The sequence below is a fragment of the Arthrobacter sp. BG5 genome, from assembly GCF_056680155.1.
On record NZ_CM155268.1, the window covers coordinates 3204949 to 3226478 of the forward strand.

Here is a 21530-nt window from a genome sequence, read left to right on the forward strand (position 1 = left end):
GCGCACCGTCAGGGCCGCCGTCGTCCCAGCAGCGCGGCGAGCAGGGTCCCCAGCAGGGCGCCCAGGGTGTTCGCCAGCACGTCGGCGGCAGTGGGGTAGCGCGCCGGCAGGAAAACGAACTGCGCGGCTTCGATGGCGCATGAGGTCAGCAGCCCGGCTGCCGTCCCCAGCCACCAGAAGCCGCGGCCCGCGAGCCGGGTCACCAGGAAGCCCAGCGGGACGAAGAGCAGCACATTGGCGGCGGACTCCACCAAGCTGTAGTCGACCCAGCCCGGGACTCCGCTGCGGTGCAGCCAGCCGAGCGTTGAGCGCAGCAGCCCGGCGACGGGCCGGTCCACCGGCTGCGGCCAGAGGGCGACAGCAGCCAGCACCGCGAAATAGGCGATGAGTCCCCACGTGGCCACGCGCTGGGGCCGCAAGGCATCCCCCTTCAGCAGAGCAGTGGGCGGGCGTTTTCCTGAGTTTAGCCCCGGTGCCGCTGCCGCGGCGCGGTTAACCCAACCGGCTCGCCGTTGGTGCAGTCCTGAGGGGTCAGGACGGCACCAACGGCGAGCCAGTCGGGCGGCGCGGGGAAGGTTCCCTGGCCAACCTAGGCGAGCAGGCCAGCGATCCCGATCGCCGCCGTCGCCGCGCCGAGCAGCATCGAGATGCTGACCAGCACAACGTGAACGGTGAGGAAACGGGTGGCCTTGCCGCCGGCGTCGCGCGCCCGCGGGTCCTTCATGACCCGGCGCAGGAACTGCGGCCAGACGGCCAGGGACCAGACACCGGCCACAATCAGGACGACGGCGAGTGCCGCGGGAAGTTCCATCGGCTAGTGGCTCTCGAGCCAGGCCTGGGCCTGGGTGGACTGGATGTTGAGGGCCTTGCCAACCATCGGCTCGGCCGCATCGGCGATCTTGCCGCCCAGCAGCGGCACGGACGAAGTGACCGTGCCTTCCAGCTCGATCCGGGTGCTGCCGCCGTCGGCGACGAGGCGCTGCACGGCGTTGACATCCAGCGGGGCGCCGGCGACCTTCAGGGAGATGTTGCTCTGCCGCGAACCGTCGGCCTCCGGGGCGCCCCAGCTCTCCAGCTGCGTCACCTTCAGGCTCTCGCCGACGAACTTGCGGGCCAGGTCGGGCATCCGGTTGGTGGGGATGGTGCGGACCGTCGTGGTGCTGAAAGCGCCGGCCGGGTCGCCGTCGACGGCAAACGATTCAAGGGTCCCGCCGACGAGCTCGCTGGTGTGCCGCAGGAAATCCTCGTTGACGAAAACTGCCGTGACGCTCTCGACGCTGTGCGGCAGGGTGGTGGATGCACTCAGGGCCATTGGGGGTCCTCCATGGGGTCTGGCTGGTCGTTTCGGGCTCCCAACATCCTACGCGGTGGGCCCCGCCGGTTCCGATTCGGCGGCTGTCTCCGTCTCTGCGAGGCGTTGCGCCGCGGCCGTGATGTTCCGCGACATGGCGGGGAAGATCAGGCTGTGGAACGGCAGCACGGCGAGCCAGTACAGCTTGCCGCTGAGCCCCTTGGGGAAGAAGATTGCCCGCTGCCGGTAGCGGCTGCCGGTGCCCTCCGGCTCCACCGAGAGTTCCAGCCAGGCCCGGCCGGGGGCGCGCATCTCCGCGCGCAGCCGGAGCAGCCGGCCCCGGTCGATCCGCTCGACCCGCCACCAGTCGACCACCTCGCCGTCGGCCAGCAGGTGCGGGTGCCGGCGGCCGCGCGCCAGCCCCGCCCCGCCGGTGAGCTTGTCCAGCCAGCCGCGCACACTCCAGGCCAGCGGCAGCGAGTACCAGCCGTTGCGGCCGCCGATGCCCTCGATGATGGTCCAGACGTGTTTCGGGTCCACCGCGCTGGAGTAGCTGCGCTCGTCGACGTAGACGCGGTGCCCGGCCCAGTCCGGGTCGCTGGGCAGCGGATCGGCGTCGGCTCCGGCGTTGGCCCATGTCGTTTCCACCTGCCCGTCCCGTTCTTTGCCCAGGGCCAGGGCGACGGCGCGCCGGTAGGGGGTCAGGCCGCCGTCGGGCAGCGGGATGTAGGAGTCGATGTCATGCTCGCGGGAGACGGCGTCGTGCTGCAGCGACTCCACCAGCGGCAGCGACATGGACAGCGGGATCGGCGTGGTCAGTGCGACCCACATCCCCGCAAGCTTCGGCGCGGGGATGGGCAGGGCCAGCACCACCCGGTGCGGCAGTCCGGCCTCGGCCGCATATTCCTGCATCATTCCGGCGTAGCTGAGCACCTGCCGGGAGCCGATGTCGAAGGTGCGGTTGATCCGGCCCTCCAGCGACGCCGCGCCGACGAGGTAGTGCAGCACGTCCCGCACCGCGATGGCCTCGATTTTGTTCCGCACCCAGCTGGGGGCGGGCATCACCGGCAGCGTCTCGGACAGGTGCCGGATCATTTCGAAGGACGCCGAGCCGGAGCCGATCACCACGCCGGCCTGGAACACCACCGCGTCCACCGCCCCGTCGAGGAAGACCTTGCCCACGGCCTCGCGGGAGCGCATGTGGGTGGAGAGCTCGGCGCCGGAGGGGTGGAGGCCGCCAAGATACACGATCCGCCCGACGCCGGCCGCCGCAGCCGCCTGCGCAGCGGTCTCGGCCATCGCCTTCTCCTTGGCCTCGAACCCGGAGCCGCCCGCCATCGAGTGGACCAGGTAATAGAACACGTCGACGCCGTCCAGCGCCTCCCGCAGCTTCGCGCCGTCGTCGAGGCTGCTCTGGACTACCTCGACGTCCTCCAGCCACGGCACCCCGGCGATCTTCGCCGGGGTGCGGACCAGGACCTTCACCCGGTGCCCGGCCTCCAGCAGCCGGGGGACCAGCCTGCCGCCGATGTAACCGGTGGCGCCTGTCACCAGCACGGTTTTCGGGTTCGCAGCCTTGGGGGTGCCGTTCATGGGTGGCTCCTTCTCGTCGGGGACATCAGCCAGCGGACATAAGCCATTCGGAGCGCGGGCCCCGCCGGACTGCAGCCGGTGCGGCCAGCACCCGTCCTGCCAGCTTAGCCCCGGGTCCCGGCCCGTCGCCGGGTCGCGGTAGGCTGGAAGGACCCGGGATTCTTGCGAATTTCGGGTATTCGTGTTGCCTGCATGCCCATGATCACCTCAGGAGTTCCGCCATGAGCCTCAACGGCCCCTCTCTCACCGGTCTGCGGCGTGTCCTCGCCGAGGACAAGACCTTCGCGCGGGTGCAGGCGGAGGCGTCCCGGCCGGTCACGGCCCGCAGCGAGGACTACCAGATCAGCGCCCCGGCCGGGCTGCGCGCTGCGCTGCTGGCGGAGATGGCTGACGGGCTCGCGTCGGGATCCGCGCCCGACGGCGGCGCGGACGGCGGCGCCGCGCCGGTCGTGCTTGCCGTCACCGCCACCGGCCGCGAAGCCGAAGACCTCGCCGCCGCGCTGGGCGCCTTCCTGCCCGCGGACACGGTCGCGGAGTTCCCCAGCTGGGAGACCCTGCCGCACGAGCGCCTGTCGCCGCGCTCGGACACCGTCGGCCGCCGGCTCTCGGTGCTGCGCCGCCTCGCGCACCCGGACGCCGGCGGCGCCCTGCGCGTCGTGGTCGCCCCGGTCCGGGCCGTGGTCCAGCCGATCGTGGCGGGCCTCGGCGAGCTGGTCCCGGTGACCCTGAAAGTCGGCCAGGACGTCCCGTTCGGCGACGTCGTGAAGAACCTCGCGGACGCCGCCTACGCCCGGGTGGACATGGTCACCCGGCGCGGAGAATTCGCGGTCCGCGGCGGCATGCTGGACGTCTTCCCGCCCACCGAGGACCACCCGATCCGGGTGGAGTTCTTCGGCGACGAGGTCGAGCAGATGCGCTGGTTCGCCGTCGCCGACCAGCGCTCGCTGACCGCGCCGGGCGTGCACCACCCCACCGAACTGCACGCCCCGCCCTGCCGCGAAATCCTCATCACGCCCTCGGTGATGTCCCGGGCCGCGACGCTGAAGTCCCAGCTGCCGGCCGCGGCGGACATGCTGGAGAAGATCGCCGGCGGCATCGCCGTCGAAGGCATGGAATCGCTGGCCCCGGTGCTGGTCGACTCCATGGTGCCGTTCCTGGACCAGTTCCCGGAGGGCTCCATCTCGGTGGTGATCGAACCGGAAAAGGTCCGCACCCGCGCCCACGACCTCGCCGCCACCAACGAGGAATTCCTCGAGGCCGCGTGGTCCACGGCGTCCGACGGCGGTACCGCCCCGCTGGATTTGAGCTCCGCGGCCTCGGCGGCCCTGCATTCGGCGAGTTTCCGATCGCTGGGCGAGACCCGCAGCACGGCGCTCGCGCACGGCGTGTCCTGGTGGTCCATCAGCTCGCTCGCCAGCGACGAGGAGCTGCTGCCCGAGATCGATGTGCTGAACCTGCACGCCCGCGAACCGCGCGGCTACCAGGGGGACGTGGCGGAGATGATGGACTTCATCGGCTCGCACGTGCGGGAGCAGTGGCGGATTGTCGTCGCCACCGAGGGCCCCGGCCCGGCGCAGCGCCTCGCCGAGCTCTTCCACGACAATGACATCCCGTGCGCCCGGGTCGAAACCCTCGACGCCGACCCGCAGCCGGGCCTGATCGAGGTGACCACGGCCGCCGTCGGCCGCGGTTTTGTCCTGGATGGGCTGAAGGTGGCCCTGCTGACCGAGGCCGATCTGCTGGGCCGCACCTCCGCCGGCTCCACCAAGGACATGCGGAAGATGCCGTCCAAGCGGCGCAACGCGGTGGACCCGCTGCAGCTGCTGGCCGGCGACTTCGTGGTGCATGAGCAGCACGGCATCGGCCGGTTCGTGGAGCTGATCCAGCGCAAGGTCGCGGGCGGCGGAGACGGCGTGCGCGAATACCTGGTGCTCGAATACGCGCCCTCCAAGCGCGGCGCCCCGGGTGACCGGCTCTTTGTCCCCACCGACCAGCTGGACCAGGTCACCCGCTACGTCGGCGGCGACACCCCGGTGCTGAGCAAGATGGGCGGCTCGGACTGGGCCAGCACCAAGTCCAAGGCCCGCAAGGCCGTCAAGGAGATCGCGGGCGAACTGATCCGGCTGTACTCGGCCCGGATGGCCTCCCGCGGCCACGCCTTCGGCCCGGACACCCCGTGGCAGCGCGAACTTGAGGAAGCCTTCCCCTACGTGGAGACCCCGGACCAGCTGACCACCATCAACGAGGTCAAAGCGGACATGGAACGGGAGATCCCGATGGACCGCTTGGTCTCCGGCGACGTCGGCTACGGCAAGACCGAGATCGCGGTCCGGGCCGCGTTCAAGGCGGTCCAGGACGGCAAGCAGGTGGCCGTCCTGGTGCCCACCACGCTGCTGGCGCAGCAGCATTACGAAACCTTCACCGAACGCTTCTCCGGCTTCCCGCTGCGGGTCAAGCCGCTGTCCCGCTTCCAGGGCGCCAAGGAGGCCAAGGAAACCGCCGAAGGTGTGAAGAACGGCTCGGTGGACGTCGTCATCGGCACGCACCGGCTGCTGTCCAAGGACTTCGCCTTCAAGGACCTCGGCCTCGTGATCGTGGACGAGGAACAGCGCTTCGGCGTCGAACACAAGGAAGCGCTCAAAAAGATGCGCACCAACGTGGACGTCCTGGCCATGAGCGCCACCCCCATCCCGCGCACCCTGGAGATGTCCCTGACCGGCATCCGCGAGACCTCCACGCTGGCCACCCCGCCGGAGGAGCGGCACCCGGTGCTGACCTACGTGGGCCCGTACACGGACAAGCAGACCTCGGCCGCGATCCGCCGCGAACTGATGCGCGAGGGGCAGGTCTTCTTCGTGCACAACCGGGTCTCCACGATCGAGCGCACGGCCGCGAAGATCCGCGAACTGGTTCCCGAGGCACGCGTCGAGGTGGCGCACGGCAAGATGTCCGAGAGCCGGCTGGAACAGATCATCGTGGACTTCTGGGAGAAGCGCTTCGACGTGCTGGTCTGCACCACCATCATCGAGACCGGGCTGGACATCTCCAACGCCAACACCCTGATCGTGGACGGCGCGGACAAGTACGGGCTCTCCCAGCTGCACCAGCTGCGCGGGCGCGTGGGCCGCGGCCGGGAACGGGCGTACGCCTACTTCCTCTACCCTTCGGAAAAGCCGCTGGGCGAGGTGGCGCTGGAACGGCTCAAGGCGGTCGCGACGCACAACGAACTTGGTGCCGGCATGCAGCTGGCCATGAAGGACCTCGAGATCCGCGGCGCCGGCAACCTGCTGGGCGGCGAACAGTCCGGCCACATCCAGGGCGTCGGCTTCGACCTGTACATCCGGCTGGTCGGCGAGGCCGTGGCGGACTACCGCGGCGAGGCCGAGGAGAAGGCCGCGGAGATGAAGATCGAGCTGCCGGTGAACGCGCACCTCCCGCACGACTACGTGCCCGGCGAACGGCTGCGCCTGGAAGCGTACAGGAAGCTGGCCGCAGCGCTCAGCAACGAGGCAATCGACGAGGTCGAGGCCGAACTTGTGGACCGCTACGGCGAGCTGCCGCTGCCGGCGCAGAACCTGGTCGCGGTGGCCCGCTTCCGGGTCGGCGCGCGCGAGGCCGGCCTGACCGACGTCGCCCTGCAAGGCAACTTCATCAAGTTCTCGCCCGCGCAGCTGCCCGAGTCCAAGCTGATGCGGCTGGCCCGGATGTACCCCGGTTCGCAGGCGAAGCCGGCCCTGGACGCGGTGCTGATCCCCAAGCCGAAGACGGCCCGGATCGGCGGCCGCGACCTGCAGGACGCCGAGATCCTGGCCTGGGCTAACGGTGTGATCGAGGCGATCTTCTCCGACGTCCCGCTCTCGGTCGGCTAGGCCGTGATGGGAGGACACCACGCCGCGTCTGGGGCCGCGGCGTGGGTGGCTATTGCCTCGACCGGGCCGTACGCGCTGGGCTGGTATCCGCTGGACGCCACCGGCATCGTGATCGGCGGGATGGCGACGGCGGGCACGGCCCTGGTCTGCGACTGGGACCACCGCTCCAGCACGGTGGCGCACGCCCTCCCGCCGCTGTCCAACCTCATCGCCGTGGGCATCGAAAACGCGTCCGGCGGCCACCGGCAGGGCACCCACTCGGTGCTGGGCGCGGCGTTCTTTGTGCTGCTCGCAGCGCTGACCGGGCAACTCCAGCTGCAGACCGACTGGGGCCTGCTGTCCGTGGGTGCCGGCCTGCTGTGCATGTTCATGATCAACATCGCCGCGAAGGCGCTCAAGCTGTTTCCCAAGTACGGCTGGATCAGCAACTGGGTGTTCGCCCTCACCATGGCCGGGCTGGTGACCTGGTTCGCGCCGGACCAGTGGACCTGGCTGCCGGTGTCCATGCTGACCGGAGTCCTGGTACACATCGTGGGCGACATGATCACCACCGGGGGAGTGCCGCTGCTCTGGCCGATCGTGGTGAAACCGCCGAAGTTCCTGCGCAAGCTGCCGCTGGTTAAGGACGTCTGGAAAGCCAACGGGGCATTCTCCATCCCGCTGCTGGGCCGGGCCGGCTCGCGGCGGGAATGGTTTGTGCTGATCCCGGTCAGCGGCTACGCCATGGTCGGCATGTTCTCCGCCGCGCTGGCCGTCGCCAAGGGCCACTTCCCGGCGGCGCTCGCGCTGGGGACCGCGTTGGTCGACCGCCTGCTGGCCGCCGTCGGAGCCTAGGGCCGTCCCCTCGGCCCCGCCGCGTCGGCCGTCCGGGGCGGCTATGGCTCCTGTTTCCGCTTCTAGGCCTCCGCCGGGCGGCGTGTCCGTGTCAAAGTGCCCCCGGAACGCACCTCCCCGCGACGAGGTCGGCGGTGGGATGGGGCTGATCAGCCGTTTGGCGGGCGGCGAGGGTGACGCGTCAATGGCCTGCCCGACGTCGGGACGCCCCCGCGTTGGCCGTCCGGGGCGGCTATGGCTCCTGTTTCCGCTTTCAGGTCTCCGCCGGGCGGCGTGTCCGTGTCAAAGTGCCCCCGGTATGGACCTCCCGGCGACGAGGCCGGCGACGGCGGGGCGCGACCGCCTGCTGGCCGCCGTCGGAGGCTAGGGCCGACGGCGGGGCCGCGCTGCGCTTTCCGCTACGGTTTCGGACGGACGCGGCCCGGGCCCGGGGTGCGTTGGTCCGACACCGCCGCAGTTTTCCGGAACCGCAGCTTAAACAACTGTTGCCCCGGACAGCCGGGGCAACAGGAAATCAACGCGAGGTGCGGTTAGCTCTCGCCGGCGGAGTCCGAGCGGCCGGTGATGGTCTGCGGGATCCAGAACGCCAGGGCGAACAGGATCAGGCAGGCGGCCATCGGCCACGGGTTGCCCAGGCTGAGGAAGGACAGCGAGTACAGGGCGCCGAAGAACAGGGCCATCATGATGACAAACAGCACGATGCTGGATGCCAGGCTGTTCTCGCCCTGCGGGGTCTTGGTGTTGTTGCTGGACATTCGTTCCTCCTCGGCCCCGCGGGGCTTAAAAACTGTGGCGGCTGCGGCGGTGTTCGTTGCGGTCAGTACGCGGATGAACCCTGTTCACCCTTGACGATCGCGATGCCGGAGCTGGCGCCAATACGGGTTGCACCTGCAGCAATCATAGCCTGCGCGTCGGCCAGGGAACGCACGCCGCCCGAGGCCTTGACGCCCAGTCCCGGACCCACCGTGCGCCGCATCAGGGCAACGTCCTCCGCCGTGGCGCCGCCGCCGTTGAAGCCCGTGGAGGTCTTCACGAAGTCGGCCCCGGCCTCGACGGAGGCCTCGCAGGCGAGCACCTTCTGGGCGTCGTCCAGCAGCGCGGTCTCGATGATGACCTTCAGGATGGCGCCGCCGGCGTGGACGGCCTCGGCGACGGCGCGGATGTCATCAACCAGCGCGCCCTTGTCATTGGCGCGGGCCGCGGCGATGTTGATCACCATGTCGATCTCGTCGGCGCCGTCGAGCACCGCACCGCGGGCCTCGAAGGCCTTGACGTCGCTCGGCGTGGCGCCCAGCGGGAAGCCGATCACGGAGCAGGTCAGCACCCCGGAGCCCTTGAGCGCGGTCTTGACGGTCTTGACCCAGATCGGGTTCACGCAGACGGACTTGAAGTGGTACTCGGCCGCCTCGGCGCAGACCTTCAGGACCTCGGCCTCACTGGCTTCCGGCTTGAGCAGGGTGTGGTCGATGTACGAGGCAATGTTGCCCGCGGTGCCCTGGTGGTCGGTGCCGGCCGCGCCGGCAGCCGTGGTGGCTTCGTTGCTCATGGTGGTCCCTTTCCTGCCGGCCCAGGGTGGTGCCCGGCCCGGCCTGCTGACACGGCGTGTGTCGTGGCTTCTCAGTGCACCATCTTGCCATAACGGGACCGGACGGCGCGGGCGCTATGCCGCCTGCGCGAGGGGCCCGGACAGGGAGGCTTGGAGCAGCCCGGCGGCGCAGACATTCGCGGCGGAACCGGCGGCGACCAGCAGGCCCAGCCGGACGCCGTCGTACGCCGCCGCGTCGCCGATCGCCCAGATCCCGGGCACCGAGGTGCGGTAGTCCTGGTCCACCACGATCCCGCTCTGCGCCGCGGTGGCCAGGCCGGCGGTGCGGGCGAGGCTGTCGCGGGAAATGCGCTCTTCGGCGAGGACCACCAGGTCCCCGCTCATGCTCGAGCCGTCGTCGAAGACGATCCCGGCGGCGGGCAGCGCGGAGCCGGCGAGGGTGGGGACGACGGCGGACGGGCGCAGCGTGGTGCGGACCGGCCGGACGCCGCGGGCCCGGAGCACGGCCTCGGCCTGGCCCGCGGCGGTGCCGGTGCCCACCAGGATGCCCAGCGGCCGGCGGCCCAGGACCCGCGTGACGTCCTTGACGGCGTCGCCCAGGCGGGCGGCGTCGTCGATCGTGGAGTAGCTCAGGCAGCGGCCCTCGCCCTCGATCGGCGCCAGGGCCGGCGCCGAGCCGGTCGCGATCACCAGCTGGTCGTAGCTGAACTCCATCCCGTCCGCCGTCGTGACCCGCCGCTCCGCGGCGTCGATGAAGCTGGCCGGCTGGCCGAAGCGGACCGACACCTGGGGCAGGGCGGCCAGGTCCAGCAGCTCCTCCGGGGCGTCATCGCGGTTGCTGAGCACCGTGATGCCGCCGGCGAACGGGGTGCGGGTGAGCTGGCGGACCAGCGCCTGCGCCGCCGGGCCGGCGCCGGCGATGACGATCCGCGGCCGGGTCTGGGGCGTGGCGGACTCGGTGGGGATGGCGGACGCTTCCGTGACGGACATGTGCTGGCCCTTTCGCTGGTGGGCCGGATGTGGCCCGAGTTCTTGATGTTCCCCAGCGTAGGGGGCCGATTTTTCGCGGAGGTTACCGCCCTGTTGCAGTATTTTCGCGGTTCGTTCGCCAACCGTTACCAGCCGGTAATGCCGTGGGTCACACCCGGATCCGGTAGCCGCGCTTGACCACCGTCTCCACCAGGCCGCCGTCCGGCAGCGCGGACCGGAGCCGGCTGACCGTCATGTCCAGGGCATGCACCGATCCGCGCAGTTCCAGCAGCTCGGAGAGCGCCTCGCGGGAGAGTACGGCCCCGCCGGCGCCCAGTAGCGCCCGCAGCAGCAGCAACGGGGCCGGCGCCAGTTCCACCGCCTCGCCGTCGATCCGCAGCGACCGGCCGCGCAGCTCCACCGCCCCCGTGGCAGTGTCCAGGCGCCGCACATGGTTCAGGGACAGGTGCTCCACGACCAGCCGGATCAGGGCGCCCATCCGGAACCGTTCCGGGATGAGCGGCTGCACCCCGGCGTCGATCAGCGGCTGGGCGGTGATGGGGCCGACGACGGCGGTGGCCACCGTGGTCTTCAGGCTCTCGACCAGCTGCTTGTAGAGGCCCATCTCATGCGCGGTGCTCCACAGCGCGTCGACGGCGGGCGCACTCGTGAAGGTCAGCACGTCCAGATTGCCGCTGCACGCCGCCTCGATTAGCTTGGGCAGCCGGTCGGCGCCGTCGGGCTTGACCCAGCGGTAGGGCGTGACGGTCATGACGTTGGCGCCGGACATCCGCAGCCGCTCCAGCTGGCGGACGTCGGTGTAGCCGTGCAGCTGCACCGCGACGGTCTTTCCGCGTACACCCTCGGCCAGCAGCATGTTCACCAGGGTGGCGGTGGTTTCGTCGCTGCTGATCCCGACGTCGGCCAGCCCGGCCGCGCGGACCGCGCCGCGGGCCTTGGGGCCGCGGACGAACATCCGGGTGGCGCCGAGGGTTTCCAGCAGCTGCTCGCCGATGCCGAAGGTGTCCGCCGCCTCGCACCAGCGCCGCATGCCGTAGGCGGTGGTGGCGATGCAGAGTTCGGGCCGGGCTTCGATGATGGCGCGGGTGTCCTCGATCAGCCTCAGGTCCTCCTGGACCGGGGCGATCTTCAGGGCCGGGGCGTGCAGCACCTCGGCGCCGCGCCGCTCCAGGGCTTCGACCAGGTCCTGGGATCGCCGGTGCGAGGTGACCCCGATCCGGAATCCCTCCAGCGGCAGCTCCGCCTTCTCCGGGGCCTCGTCCCCGGCGGTGCCGGCGAGGGCTTCGAGCGCGCTCACGGCGTTCACGCTCCCATCAGGGACGCGGCGAGGCGGTCCAGCTCGGCTTCGGCTTCCGCGCAGCCCCGGTTGGCCTCCGCCACCCTGACCACCTCGCCGATCACCAGCACGGCGGGGTTGCTGCAGCCCGCGGCCGCCGTGGTGATGCTGCCCAGCTCGGCGATGGTGGTCCGCTGGCCCGGGCGGTAGCCGCGTTCGACGACGGCCATCGGCATGTCCGCCCGCATCCCGGCGCGGCGCAGTCCGGCGGCCAGGTGGTGCAGGGTCCCGATGCCCATCAGCACCACGATGGTGCCGCCGAGACCGGCCAGGTGGGTGTGCTCCTTCTCGGTCAGCGGGGCGTGGCCGGAGACCACGGTGAACAGGTGGCTGACCTCGCGGTGCGTGACCGGGATGCCGGCCGCGGCGGGGACGGAGATGGCGCTGGTGACCCCGGAAATCACGCGGACGGGCACGCCGGCCTTCACGCAGGCGGCCACTTCCTCGCCGCCGCGGCCGAAGACGTACGGGTCGCCGCCCTTGAGCCGGACCACGTTCCTTCCGGCCAGCGCAGCCTCGACCATGAGGTCTTCGATGCCGGCCTGGCTGACCGGGTGGTGGCCGGGGCGCTTGCCCACGTCCACCAGCTCCGCCGTCGTGAGGCCGGGAAGCTCCTGGTAGGGGGCGAGCCGGTCGTAAAAGACGACGTCGGCGTCCCGCAGGGCCGTGACCGCCGCGACGGTCAGCAGTTCGGCGGTTCCCGGGCCGCCGCCGACCAGGGTGACGTGCCCGGCGGGGCCGGCGGCCGGCTCGGCGGCGACCGGGATGCCGGTCGCGCGGCAGCGCTCCAGCAGGCCCGCCCAGCCCGGCTGGCCGTCGTCGACGGCGGCGACCAGGAAGGGCCGCTCCGGCAGCGGGCCGTCGTGCGCTCCGCCGTCGGGGCTGCTGAGCCGGGACACCACGGCGCCGGCGGCCCGGTAGCGCCGGACGGCCTGCCGCGCGGCGGTGTCCGAACCGGTGACGAGGACTTCGCGGCCGGTGAGATCGATGCTGAGCTGCATGTTAGGCCTGGCTTTCGGTAGGAGCAGAAGTGGCGGCGGGGGTACCGGTGGCGGCGTCGGCGGGGCGGACCGGGATGCTGGCGGCGACCAGCACCGGCTGCCGGCCGGCCTGCGCCTTCTCCTCGGCGGTGGCGGGGCGCATCTGGCCGCGCTCCAGGACGAAGGAGATCGAGTCGTCCTTTTGGTCCGGGGCGTTGACGAAGGAGCGGAAGCGGCGCAGCCGTTCGGGATCCTTGAGCGTCTCAGCCCACTCGTCCTGGTAGGTGTCCACGTGCTTTGCCATGGCCGCCTCAAGGTCCGCGGCGATACCGAGCGAGTCGTGCACCACCACGTCCTCGACGTGCTTCAGGCCGCCGTCGAGGTCCTCCTGCCAGCGCGCGGTGCGCTGCAGCCGGTCCGCGGTGCGGATGTAGTACATCAAGTAGCGGTCGATGTACCTCAGCAGGGTCTCCTCGTCGAGGTCCTGGGCGAGGAGCTGGGCGTGGGCCGGCTGGAAGCCGCCGTTGCCGCCGACGTAGAGGTTCCAGCCCTTGTCCGTGGCGATCACGCCGACGTCCTTGCCGCGGGCCTCGGCGCATTCGCGGGCGCAGCCGGAGACGCCCATTTTCAGTTTGTGCGGGCTGCGCAGTCCGCGGTAGCGCAGTTCCAGCGTGATCGCGAGGGCGACGGCGTCCTGCACGCCGAAGCGGCACCAGGTCGACCCGACGCAGGACTTCACGGTCCGCAGCGATTTGCCGTAGGCCTGGCCGGACTCGAAGCCGGCGTCCACCAGTTCCTTCCAGATGTCCGGGAGCTGTTCCAGCCGGGCGCCGAACATGTCGATCCGCTGGCCCCCGGTGATCTTGGTGTACAGCCCGTACTTTTCGGCGACGGCGGCGATGACGCCGAGCTTCTTCGGGGTGATCTCACCGCCCGCGATCCGCGGAACCACGGAGTAGCTGCCGTCCTTTTGCATGTTGGCGAGGGCGCGGTCGTTGGTGTCCTGCAGGGTGCCGCGGCCGGCGTCGAGCACGTAGGCGCTGTGCTGGCTGGCGAGGATGTTGGCGATGGTGGGCTTGCAGATGTCGCAGCCGGTGCCGGTGCCGTAGCGGGCCAGGATGTCCTCGAAGGAGGCCAGTTCCAGGACCCTGATGGCGTCGAAGAGTTCCTGCCGGGAGAGTTCGAAGTGCTCGCAGAGGGCCTTGGAGACGGCGACCCCGGACTTGGCCAGTTCGCCTTCCAGCAGCTTCTTCAGCATCGGGACGCAGGAGCCGCACTGGGTGCCGGCGCGGGTGCAGGCCTTGAGCCCGCCGAGTTCCTGGACCGGGGCGTTGCCCTCGCAGGCGCCGCAGCCGTTGACCGCGTCGCGGATGGCGCCGGCGGCCACGTTGTTGCAGGAGCACAGGATCGCGTCGTCCGGCAGCTCGGTGTCCGGGGCCCCGTCGCCGCCGGCCGCGGTGAGGTAGGCGCCGGGTTCGGCGGCCAGTTCGCGGCCCAGCATGGGGCGCAGCGAGGTGTACGGGGTGGCGTCGCCGACGAAGATGCCGCCCAGCAGGGTCTTGGCATCGTCGGTGGTGACGATCTTCTGGTACACGCCGCGGGCCGGGTCGGCGTAGACAATTTCAAGCGCGTGCTCGGTTTTGGCGAAGGCGTCACCGAAGCTGGCCACGTCGACGCCGGAGAGCTTGAGCTTGGTGGCGGTATCGAAGCCCGGGAAGGTCGCCCCGCCGCCGTGCAACCGGTCCGCGACGATCTCCGCCATGGTGTTGGCCGGGGCCACCAGGCCCAGGCACATGCCGCCGAAGTTGGCGACCTCGCCGATCGCCCAGACGCCAGGCACCTGCGTCTCACAGCCGTCGGAGATGACGACACCGCCGCGCGGGCCGAGCTCGAACTGCTGCACACCACCGTCTTCGGCCCGGAACAGCTCGTCGCGGGGCCGCACGCCGATCGCGACGATCACGATGTCGGCGTCGACTATCCGGCCGTCGGCCATCAGCACGCCGGTGACCTGCCCGTCGTCGTCGGAGAGGACCTCGGAGGGGAAGACGCCGCCGTGAACGGTGAAGCCCTTGGCCTCAATCAGCCGTCCGAGGGCCTGGCCGGCGCCCTCATCCAGCTGGGTGTTCATCAGCCAAGGGGAGCCGTTGATGACGATCGGGGTGGCGCCGAGCTGTTCGGTGCCGGCCGCGGATTCGAGGCCCAGCAGGCCGCCACCGATCGTGACGGCGTTGACCTTGCGGCCCAGCTTAGCGGTGAGCTCGGCGATGGCCCGGTTGATGGACCAGACGTCTTCGAGGGTGCGGTAGACGTGGGTGAGTTCGGCGCCGGGGATCGGCAGGCGGGCCGCGTCCGAGCCGGTGGCGACCACCAGTTCGTCGTACGGGTAGACGGTGCCGGCAGCGGTTTCAACCGTTTTCGCGGCGGTGTCGATGCCGGTGACGCGCTCGCCGGTCCTGAGCGTGAGCGCGTCGTGGTCCCACATTGACGCGCTGCCGAGGGTGAGGTCCACGTCCGCGTCGGTGAGCGCCTTGCTCAGCGCGACCCGGTCGTAGGGCAGGTGGGCTTCCTCGGTGAGGACGGTGACCTGCCAGCCGCCCAGGCCGCGGGCATGCATGGCATCGGCAAAGCGGTGCGCGGCGGGTCCGCCGCCGGCGACGATGACGCGGCGCGGGGTCTGCCCGGGTGCCGTCTCAGGAGATGCGTTTTCGGGGCTGGCGGTCTGTCCGGTCACGGGTGGCCTTTCGTTGGGCCGCAGGCGGTGCTCTGCAACGGTTCGATCCAGCTGTTTCGATCGACTCGTGCTCTCAGCAGCTTCGATCAGCTGGTCCGGTCAGCCTAGGGATTGGCAGTTTCGCTTCAGTTTCCCTTTTGTTTCGTGATCTTAACTTCTGCATCACGGGCGCATTTCGGGCCGCGTGAGGTCTCTTTTACCGGCCGGACACATTGGCCGCATGCCGTTGAAACACCGCGGTCCTAGCGTGGGGGGATGGCCGCAGCAGTGGCCGTACGAACCTGGAGAGGGGCCAAGATGACTGCCGTACTGGAAAGCGCAGCCCGCAGCTTTGTGGAGCGCGTCGCGGGAGAAGGCGGAGCCGGCTGGCACCGGGTATGCGCCGTCGAGGACCTGGAGCCGGGCTGGGGCGAAGCCGCGCTGATCGCCGGACGCCAGGTGGCACTGATCCGGACCGCCGCCGGCGAGGTTTTCGCCGTCGAGCACGCCGATCCCGCCACCGGGGCGCATGTCATGGCCCGCGGCATCACCGGTTCCCGCGGCGCCCGCCCCACGCTGGCCTCGCCGCTGCACAAGGAGATCTACGACCTCGGCACGGGGGAATGCCTTGGCGATCCGGAGCTGCGCCTGGGCACCTACCCCGTCCGGGTCACGGACGGCATCGTCGAGGTGGAGCTCTAAAGCCCCAGCGCCTCCTGCACGTCGGCCAGGACGCCGTCCAGGGCGGCGCGGGCCTCGAGCCGCGCCTGCGGCAGTTCGGCGGCGGATCCGACGCTGCGGATCACCTCGAGGTAGCACTTGAGCTTCGGTTCGGTGCCGCTGGGGCGGATGATGACGCGGCTGCCGTCCTTCGTCAGGTAGAGCAGCCCGTCCGTGGGCGGAAGCTGGTCGCTGCCTTCGGCCAGATCCGCGGCGGTTTCGACGGCGGATCCGCCGAACGAGTCCGGCGGGCTGACCCGCAGCCGGTTCATCATGGCATCCAGCAGCCCCAGGTCGGCGACCCGGATGCTGAGCTGGTCGCTGGCGTGCAGGCCGTGCACCAGGTAGAGCTCGTCCAGCGTGTCGAAGATGGTCTTGCCCTCGGCCTTGGCGGCGGCCGCGAGCTCGGCGATCAGCACGGCGGCGGAGATCCCGTCCTTGTCCCGCACCAGTGACGGCGCGACGCAGTAGCCCAGCGCCTCCTCGTAGCCGTAGAGCAGGCCGGGCACCCGGGCGATCCATTTGAAACCGGTGAGGGTTTCCTCATGGGCATAGCCCGCGGCGGCGGCGATGCGGGCCAGCAGCCGGGAGGAAACGATCGAGTTGGCGAAGACGCCGTCGGTGGCGCCGCCGGCGGCACCACCAGCGGCGGCGGCCAGCCGGGCCACGACGTGCGCGCCGAGCAGGGCGCCCACCTCGTCGCCGCGCAGCATCCGCCAGGCGCCGGTGTCCGGGTCCTTCGCAGCCACCGCGGCGCGGTCGGCGTCGGGATCGTTCGCGATCACAATGTCGGCGTCCACCCGCGCCGCGGTTTCCAGCGCCAGGTCCAGCGCGCCGGGCTCCTCGGGGTTGGGGAAATTCACGGTGGGAAAGTCGGGGTCCGGTTCCGCCTGCTCGGCAACGAGCGTGACGTCGGCGAAGCCCGCGGCTTTGAGTACGGAGACGGCGGTCTCGCCGCCCACACCGTGCATGGGGGTCAGGACGATCTTCAGCTCGCGGGCCGGGAAGCGCTCCGGGACGGCCAGGGCGGCGACGGCGGCCTCATAGTCGGCGGCGATCGAGGGATCCAGCACCGTCCAACCGTCGCCGGCCAGCGCGATCGAGTCCAGCGCGCCGACGGCGTCGATCTCCGCGGCGATCAGCGCATCGTACGGCGCCACGATCTGGGCGCCGCGGCCGCTCTCTTCGACGGCGTGCCGGCCCAGGTAGACCTTGTAGCCGTTGTCCTGCGGCGGGTTGTGGCTGGCCGTGACCATCACGCCGCCGTCGCAGTCCAGGGCGCGGACCGCATAGGCGAGCAGCGGCGTGGGCAGCGCGGCGGGCATCAGGAACGTCTCGATGCCGGCGGCGGTGAAGATTGCCGCGGTCTCCTCGGCGAAAATGTCCGAGTTGTGGCGTGCGTCGTAGCCGACGACGGCGCGCGGCCGGGTTCCCGGGGCGGACTGCGCGACGGCGGTGCCGAGGAAGGCAGCGATGCCGGCGGCGGCGCGGCGCACCACAACGCGGTTCATCCGGTTCGGTCCGGCTCCGAGGGCGGCCCGCAATCCCGCGGTGCCGAACTGGAGCGTGCCGCTGAAGCTGTCGGCGAGTTCCTGCCGGGCTGCCGCGACTCCCTCGTCGGAGAGGCGGACCAGCTCGGTCAGGGCGGCGGCGGTCCCGGGATCCGGGTCCTGGGCCGCCCACGTACGGGCGTCGCTCAACAGTTGGGCCAATGCGGCATCGGAAGACGTCATGAGTACCAAACTAGCGTCAAACTGCGGCGCGGTGCGCCCCGACAAGCGCGGGCCGGGCTTACAGTTCCATCACACCCGGGCCGGCGGAAGTCCCGTCCGGTCCTGTCACGTACCCGCGTTACGGCCAACTTGACGCTGTCTTGGCGCCCGCCGAAGGGGCCGCCGAAGTGACACTCCGCGGCAATGTTCCCGGCCGGGACTGCCGCGGACTGCCAGCTCGGCGCAGGGTCAGCGAAAGATCGGCGCAGAACCGGGGTCCCGGGGCGGTTGCTCATTGACACCCGATTTTCCGGACACGTAACGTCTGGAATATGAAAATGGGCCGTGGGGTGGAGTGGGCTTTGCACTCTTGCGTCAACATGTCATGGACGCCGCCGGGGGAGGCCGTGAACAGTGCCCGGCTGGCGGCTTTCTACAAGCTGCCCGCGGCGTACCTGAACAAGCAGCTCCAGGCCCTGGTCCGGGCCGGCATCCTGACCTCGGTCTCTGGCCCGCGCGGCGGCTTCCACCTGGCGCGCCGGCCGGAGAATATCTCCGTGCTGGACGTGGTGCTGGCCCTGGAAGGAACGGAGCCGGCCTTCCGCTGCGAGGCCATCCTTGGCGACATGCCGGACGCGGACCGGCAGGAGAACTTCATCCGGACCTGCCTGATCTCCCAGACCATGCGGCAGGCGGAGCTGGCGTGGCGGCAGGCACTGGCGCGGCAGACCATTGCCGGAATCGCCGACTCGATGGAACGCCGGTTCCCCGATGACCGGGCCAAAGCCGTCCGGCAGCTGACCCCCGCCCCCGGCAGCTGACCGCCCCTGGTCCAGGGGCGCCTGGCTCAGAGCTTGGCGATGATCTCCGCGAGCAGCTTGGAGATGCGCGGGCCGGCAGCCTGGCCGGCCTCAAGGACCTCGGCGTGGCTCAGCGGGACCGGGCTGATGCCGGCGGCGAGGTTGGTCACCAGCGAGATGCCGAAGACCTCCATGCCCGCGTGGCGGCCGGCAATGGCCTCGAGCGCGGTGGACATGCCCACCAGGGACGCGCCGATCCGCTTGGCGTACTGCACCTCGGCCGGGGTCTCGTAGTGCGGGCCGGTGAACTGGGCGTAGACGCCTTCGTCCAGGCTGGGATCGACCTCGCGGGCCAGGCCGCGGATCCGCGAGGAGTACAGGTCGGTCAGGTCCACGAAGGTGGCGCCTTCCAGCGGTGAGGTGGCGGTGAGGTTGATGTGGTCGCTGATCAGCACGGGGGTGCCCGGCGCCCAGTCCTCGTTCAAGCCGCCGCAGCCGTTGGTCAGCACCAGCGTCTTGCAGCCGGCGGCGGCCGCGGTGCGCACGCCGTGCACCACCGCGCGGACGCCCTTGCCCTCGTAATAGTGCGTGCGGGCGCCCAGAACCAGGGCGCGCTTGCCCTCGCGGGTCAGCACCGAGCGGATGGTGCCGACGTGGCCCACCACGGAGGGGGAGGAGAAGCCGGGAACCTCGTCCGCGGAGAGCGTGGCGGTGGTCTCACCGATCAGTTCGGCGGCGTCACCCCAGCCGGAGCCGAGCACCAGCGCCACGTCGTGGCTGTCGACGCCGGTCTCTTCGGCGATGTAGTCGGCGGCGGCGCGGGCGGCGTCGAAGGGGTCCGTGTTCAGGAATTCTGTATTACTCACTGGTACAAGCTACCGTGCCGCTACCGCCCAGCCCAGCATCTTTATTGGTGGCGCCGGTCCGGATGATGGACAATGGATGATTGTGACTACGCATCCCGATTTCAGTGCACCCCGTATCGCGATTCTCGGCGGAGGGCCCGGCGGTTATGAAGCCGCCATGGTCGCCGCCTCACTGGGAGCGCAGGTCACCATTATTGAGCGAGCCGGGCTCGGCGGATCCGCGGTGCTGACCGACGTCGTACCGTCCAAGACGCTGATCGCGACGGCGGACCTGATGACCCGCGTGGGCGAGGCCGGTGAACTGGGCGTGAAGTTCGACCTCGACGGCGGCGACTGCAGCCCGACGATGCGCGCGGACCTCAAGCACATCAACGACCGCCTGCTGGGCCTGGCCCGGCAGCAGTCCTCCGACATCCAGAAGGGCCTGGAGGGCCAGGGCGTCCGCATCCTCCTCGGCTCCGGCAAGATGCTGGACAACCACACGATTGAGGTCCTCACCGCCGAGGGCACCGAGACCATTGAAGCCGACGCCATCCTGCTCGCCGTCGGCGCCCACCCGCGCGAGCTGCCCACGGCCCGCCCGGACGGCGAACGCATCCTGAACTGGGCGCAGATCTACAACCTGGACGAGCTGCCCGAGGAACTGATCGTGGTCGGTTCCGGCGTCACCGGCGCCGAGTTCGCCTCCGCGTACAACGGCCTGGGCTCCAAGGTCACCCTGATTTCTTCCCGCGACCGGGTACTGCCCGGCTCGGACACGGACGCGGCGGAGGTGCTGGAAGGCGTCTTCGAGCGCCGCGGCGTGAAGGTGCTGTCCCGGGCGCGCGCCGAGACCGTGGAGCGCACGGACGACGGCGTCGTGGTCACCCTCGGCGACGGCTCCAAGGTCACCGGTAGCCACTGCCTGGTGGCTGTGGGCTCCATCCCGAACACCGCCGGGGTCGGCCTGGAGGAGGCCGGGGTCGCGCTGACCGAGAGCGGCCACATCAAGGTCGACGGCGTCTCGCGCACCACCGCGCCGAACATCTACGCCGCGGGCGACTGCACCGGCGTGCTGGCCCTCGCCTCGGTCGCCGCGATGCAGGGACGCATCGCGATCGCGCACTTCCTTGGCGACAGCGTCACCCCGCTCAAGCTGCACCAGGTGGCCTCGAACATCTTCACCTCCCCGGAGATCGCCAACGTCGGTGTGTCCGAGGCCGAGATCGACTCCGGCAAGTACCAGGGCGACGTCGTCAAGCTCTCACTGCGCAGCAACGCGCGCGCCAAGATGCGCAACCACAAGGACGGCTTCATCAAGATCTTCGCCCGCAAGGGCTCCGGCACCGTGATCGGCGGCGTCGTGGTGGGGCCGAACGCCTCGGAGCTGATCTTCGCGATCTCCCTCGCGGTGACGCAGAAGCTGCACGTCGACGACGTCGCCAGCACCTTTACCGTCTACCCGTCGCTGAGCGGTTCCATCTCCGAGGCGGCGCGGCGGTTGCACGTCCACATGTAGCAACTAACGGAGGCAGTAGCCATGCAGAGTCCCCGCACCCTGGTTGAGTCCGTGGAACACCATCCCGCGCTGCCGTCCGGCCCGGAGGAACGCTTTGCCGGCTACGGCGTGATGGGCGTTCCGTTCAGCTCCGGCTACATCCTGGCCCTGCGGCGTTTTGCCGCGTCCTCCGTCGGCCCGGGCTACAGCTCGGTCTGGATCCGTGACCCCGCCCGGGTCTGGACGATGCACAGCACCACCGCCGCCGCGTCGTCCTGTCCACGCTACTTCGGCAGCGCCCTCGGCTCCTCGTCCACGGTGGGGATTTCCATCCGCTGGCATGACGACTACTCCTTCAGCGTGGAGGTAGGTGACGGGGTGGACCTGGCCTGGGATCTGACGCTGGCTGCGACGCCGGTCACCCGGCTGATGTCGGCGGTGGCGGGGTCGGTCCCGGAGCCGCTATGGCGCAACCGGACATTTCTGCGCGCCATGGGGGCCGTCGCCGGACCGGTGCTGGGTGCCGGGCACATCGGGCTGACGGGCAGGGTGCCCAACGGCCAGACGTTCGGTGCGCGCCCGCGCCGGATGTGGTTTATCCGCGACAGCACAGCGCACTTGCGGGGGCATAGCCTGGGGCAGGCTTCGGCGCTGCCGGTCCAGGACAGGCTGGGGGACTTCTGGATTCCCCAGCGCGGCATCTTCATGATCGGTTCGTCGGTGTTCGAGCCATTTGATCCCGCCACGCACCTCGCCGCGGAACACTGAACCGGGCAGGGGAACCGGCGGCAGTTGGCGCCGGT

Annotated in this window: 18 protein-coding genes; 6 read left to right on the top strand and 12 right to left on the bottom strand. The window is 70.5% G+C overall.

Features of this window, described 5'->3' with window-relative positions:
* Positions 1–8: 8 nt before the first annotated feature.
* The 4 genes from AC1MBE_RS14745 to AC1MBE_RS14760 form a co-directional block, all read right to left on the bottom strand.
* A complete protein-coding gene (locus AC1MBE_RS14745) occupies positions 9–419 on the bottom strand; it encodes a VanZ family protein (protein WP_479779245.1) in 411 nt (136 codons plus the stop codon).
* 170 nt (positions 420–589) lie between these two features.
* The gene (locus tag AC1MBE_RS14750; RefSeq protein ID WP_479779246.1) at positions 590–811 is read right to left on the bottom strand and encodes an SCO4848 family membrane protein; all 222 of its coding nucleotides are present in this window, start codon (positions 809–811) and stop codon (positions 590–592) included.
* A 3-nt stretch (positions 812–814) separates the two neighbouring features.
* Positions 815–1312 carry a DUF2505 domain-containing protein gene (locus AC1MBE_RS14755; RefSeq protein ID WP_479779247.1) on the bottom strand — a complete coding sequence of 166 codons (498 nt, stop codon included), beginning with the start codon at positions 1310–1312 and terminating at the stop codon, positions 815–817.
* A 48-nt stretch (positions 1313–1360) separates the two neighbouring features.
* The gene (locus AC1MBE_RS14760) at positions 1361–2884 is read right to left on the bottom strand and encodes an SDR family oxidoreductase (protein ID WP_479779248.1); all 1524 of its coding nucleotides are present in this window, start codon (positions 2882–2884) and stop codon (positions 1361–1363) included.
* A gap of 221 nt (positions 2885–3105) precedes the next feature.
* Between AC1MBE_RS14760 and mfd the strand changes: the two genes are divergently transcribed.
* Positions 3106–6753 (top strand): transcription-repair coupling factor, encoded by a 3648-nt coding sequence (gene mfd / locus AC1MBE_RS14765; protein WP_479779249.1) that lies wholly within the window; start codon positions 3106–3108, stop codon positions 6751–6753.
* A 6-nt stretch (positions 6754–6759) separates the two neighbouring features.
* Positions 6760–7587, top strand: coding sequence for a metal-dependent hydrolase (locus tag AC1MBE_RS14770; RefSeq protein WP_479779250.1), 828 nt, complete (start codon positions 6760–6762; stop codon positions 7585–7587).
* A 530-nt stretch (positions 7588–8117) separates the two neighbouring features.
* Here AC1MBE_RS14770 and AC1MBE_RS14775 read toward each other — a convergent pair.
* The 6 genes from AC1MBE_RS14775 to nirB form a co-directional block, all read right to left on the bottom strand.
* Positions 8118–8342, bottom strand: a complete 225-nt coding sequence (locus AC1MBE_RS14775; RefSeq protein WP_479779251.1) for a hypothetical protein — start codon at positions 8340–8342, stop codon at positions 8118–8120.
* 62 nt (positions 8343–8404) lie between these two features.
* Positions 8405–9133, bottom strand: coding sequence for a deoxyribose-phosphate aldolase (deoC, locus tag AC1MBE_RS14780; protein WP_479779252.1), 729 nt, complete (start codon positions 9131–9133; stop codon positions 8405–8407).
* Between the two features lie 114 nt (positions 9134–9247).
* A complete protein-coding gene (locus tag AC1MBE_RS14785) occupies positions 9248–10123 on the bottom strand; it encodes an FAD-dependent oxidoreductase (protein ID WP_479779253.1) in 876 nt (291 codons plus the stop codon).
* A gap of 148 nt (positions 10124–10271) precedes the next feature.
* Entirely contained in the window at positions 10272–11420 is a 1149-nt protein-coding gene (locus AC1MBE_RS14790) for a uroporphyrinogen-III synthase (RefSeq protein WP_479782637.1), read from the bottom strand.
* Between the two features lie 5 nt (positions 11421–11425).
* On the bottom strand, positions 11426–12460 hold the full coding sequence (gene cobA / locus AC1MBE_RS14795) for a uroporphyrinogen-III C-methyltransferase (protein WP_479779254.1): 1035 nt from the start codon (positions 12458–12460) through the stop codon (positions 11426–11428).
* 1 nt (position 12461) lies between these two features.
* Positions 12462–15173 carry a nitrite reductase large subunit NirB gene (nirB, locus tag AC1MBE_RS14800; protein WP_479779255.1) on the bottom strand — a complete coding sequence of 904 codons (2712 nt, stop codon included), beginning with the start codon at positions 15171–15173 and terminating at the stop codon, positions 12462–12464.
* Between the two features lie 297 nt (positions 15174–15470).
* Here nirB and nirD point away from each other — a divergent pair, with 297 nt between their 5' ends.
* Positions 15471–15854, top strand: coding sequence for a nitrite reductase small subunit NirD (nirD, locus tag AC1MBE_RS14805; protein ID WP_479779256.1), 384 nt, complete (start codon positions 15471–15473; stop codon positions 15852–15854).
* Here the strand turns inward: nirD and AC1MBE_RS14810 are convergent.
* The gene (locus AC1MBE_RS14810) at positions 15851–17605 is read right to left on the bottom strand and encodes a phospho-sugar mutase (RefSeq protein WP_479779257.1); all 1755 of its coding nucleotides are present in this window, start codon (positions 17603–17605) and stop codon (positions 15851–15853) included. The two genes, nirD and AC1MBE_RS14810, sit on opposite strands and share 4 nt — an antisense overlap.
* Positions 17606–17922: 317 nt before the next feature.
* Here AC1MBE_RS14810 and AC1MBE_RS14815 point away from each other — a divergent pair, with 317 nt between their 5' ends.
* Entirely contained in the window at positions 17923–18405 is a 483-nt protein-coding gene (locus tag AC1MBE_RS14815) for an RrF2 family transcriptional regulator (RefSeq protein ID WP_479782639.1), read from the top strand.
* 26 nt (positions 18406–18431) lie between these two features.
* Here the strand turns inward: AC1MBE_RS14815 and AC1MBE_RS14820 are convergent, their stop codons facing one another.
* Entirely contained in the window at positions 18432–19250 is an 819-nt protein-coding gene (locus AC1MBE_RS14820) for a purine-nucleoside phosphorylase (protein ID WP_175322747.1), read from the bottom strand.
* Between the two features lie 82 nt (positions 19251–19332).
* On the opposite strand from AC1MBE_RS14820, the gene AC1MBE_RS14825 reads away from it, so the two are divergent.
* The gene (locus tag AC1MBE_RS14825; RefSeq protein ID WP_479779258.1) at positions 19333–20748 is read left to right on the top strand and encodes an NAD(P)H-quinone dehydrogenase; all 1416 of its coding nucleotides are present in this window, start codon (positions 19333–19335) and stop codon (positions 20746–20748) included.
* 21 nt (positions 20749–20769) lie between these two features.
* Positions 20770–21495: a hypothetical protein gene (locus AC1MBE_RS14830; RefSeq protein ID WP_479779259.1), complete on the top strand. Its 726-nt coding sequence runs from the start codon at positions 20770–20772 to the stop codon at positions 21493–21495.
* The last annotated feature ends 35 nt before the right edge of the window (positions 21496–21530 follow it).

Coding starts and splice junctions, on each gene's coding strand:
- AC1MBE_RS14750 (WP_479779246.1), bottom strand. CDS start 811: ATGGAACTTCCCGCGGCACTCGCCGTCGTCCTGATTGTGGCCGGTGTC.
- AC1MBE_RS14755 (WP_479779247.1), bottom strand. CDS start 1,312: ATGGCCCTGAGTGCATCCACCACCCTGCCGCACAGCGTCGAGAGCGTC.
- AC1MBE_RS14760 (WP_479779248.1), bottom strand. CDS start 2,884: ATGAACGGCACCCCCAAGGCTGCGAACCCGAAAACCGTGCTGGTGACA.
- mfd (WP_479779249.1), top strand. CDS start 3,106: ATGAGCCTCAACGGCCCCTCTCTCACCGGTCTGCGGCGTGTCCTCGCC.
- AC1MBE_RS14770 (WP_479779250.1), top strand. CDS start 6,760: ATGGGAGGACACCACGCCGCGTCTGGGGCCGCGGCGTGGGTGGCTATT.
- AC1MBE_RS14775 (WP_479779251.1), bottom strand. CDS start 8,342: ATGTCCAGCAACAACACCAAGACCCCGCAGGGCGAGAACAGCCTGGCA.
- deoC (WP_479779252.1), bottom strand. CDS start 9,133: ATGAGCAACGAAGCCACCACGGCTGCCGGCGCGGCCGGCACCGACCAC.
- AC1MBE_RS14785 (WP_479779253.1), bottom strand. CDS start 10,123: ATGTCCGTCACGGAAGCGTCCGCCATCCCCACCGAGTCCGCCACGCCC.
- cobA (WP_479779254.1), bottom strand. CDS start 12,460: ATGCAGCTCAGCATCGATCTCACCGGCCGCGAAGTCCTCGTCACCGGT.
- nirD (WP_479779256.1), top strand. CDS start 15,471: ATGACTGCCGTACTGGAAAGCGCAGCCCGCAGCTTTGTGGAGCGCGTC.
- AC1MBE_RS14810 (WP_479779257.1), bottom strand. CDS start 17,605: ATGACGTCTTCCGATGCCGCATTGGCCCAACTGTTGAGCGACGCCCGT.
- AC1MBE_RS14815 (WP_479782639.1), top strand. CDS start 17,923: ATGGGCCGTGGGGTGGAGTGGGCTTTGCACTCTTGCGTCAACATGTCA.
- AC1MBE_RS14830 (WP_479779259.1), top strand. CDS start 20,770: ATGCAGAGTCCCCGCACCCTGGTTGAGTCCGTGGAACACCATCCCGCG.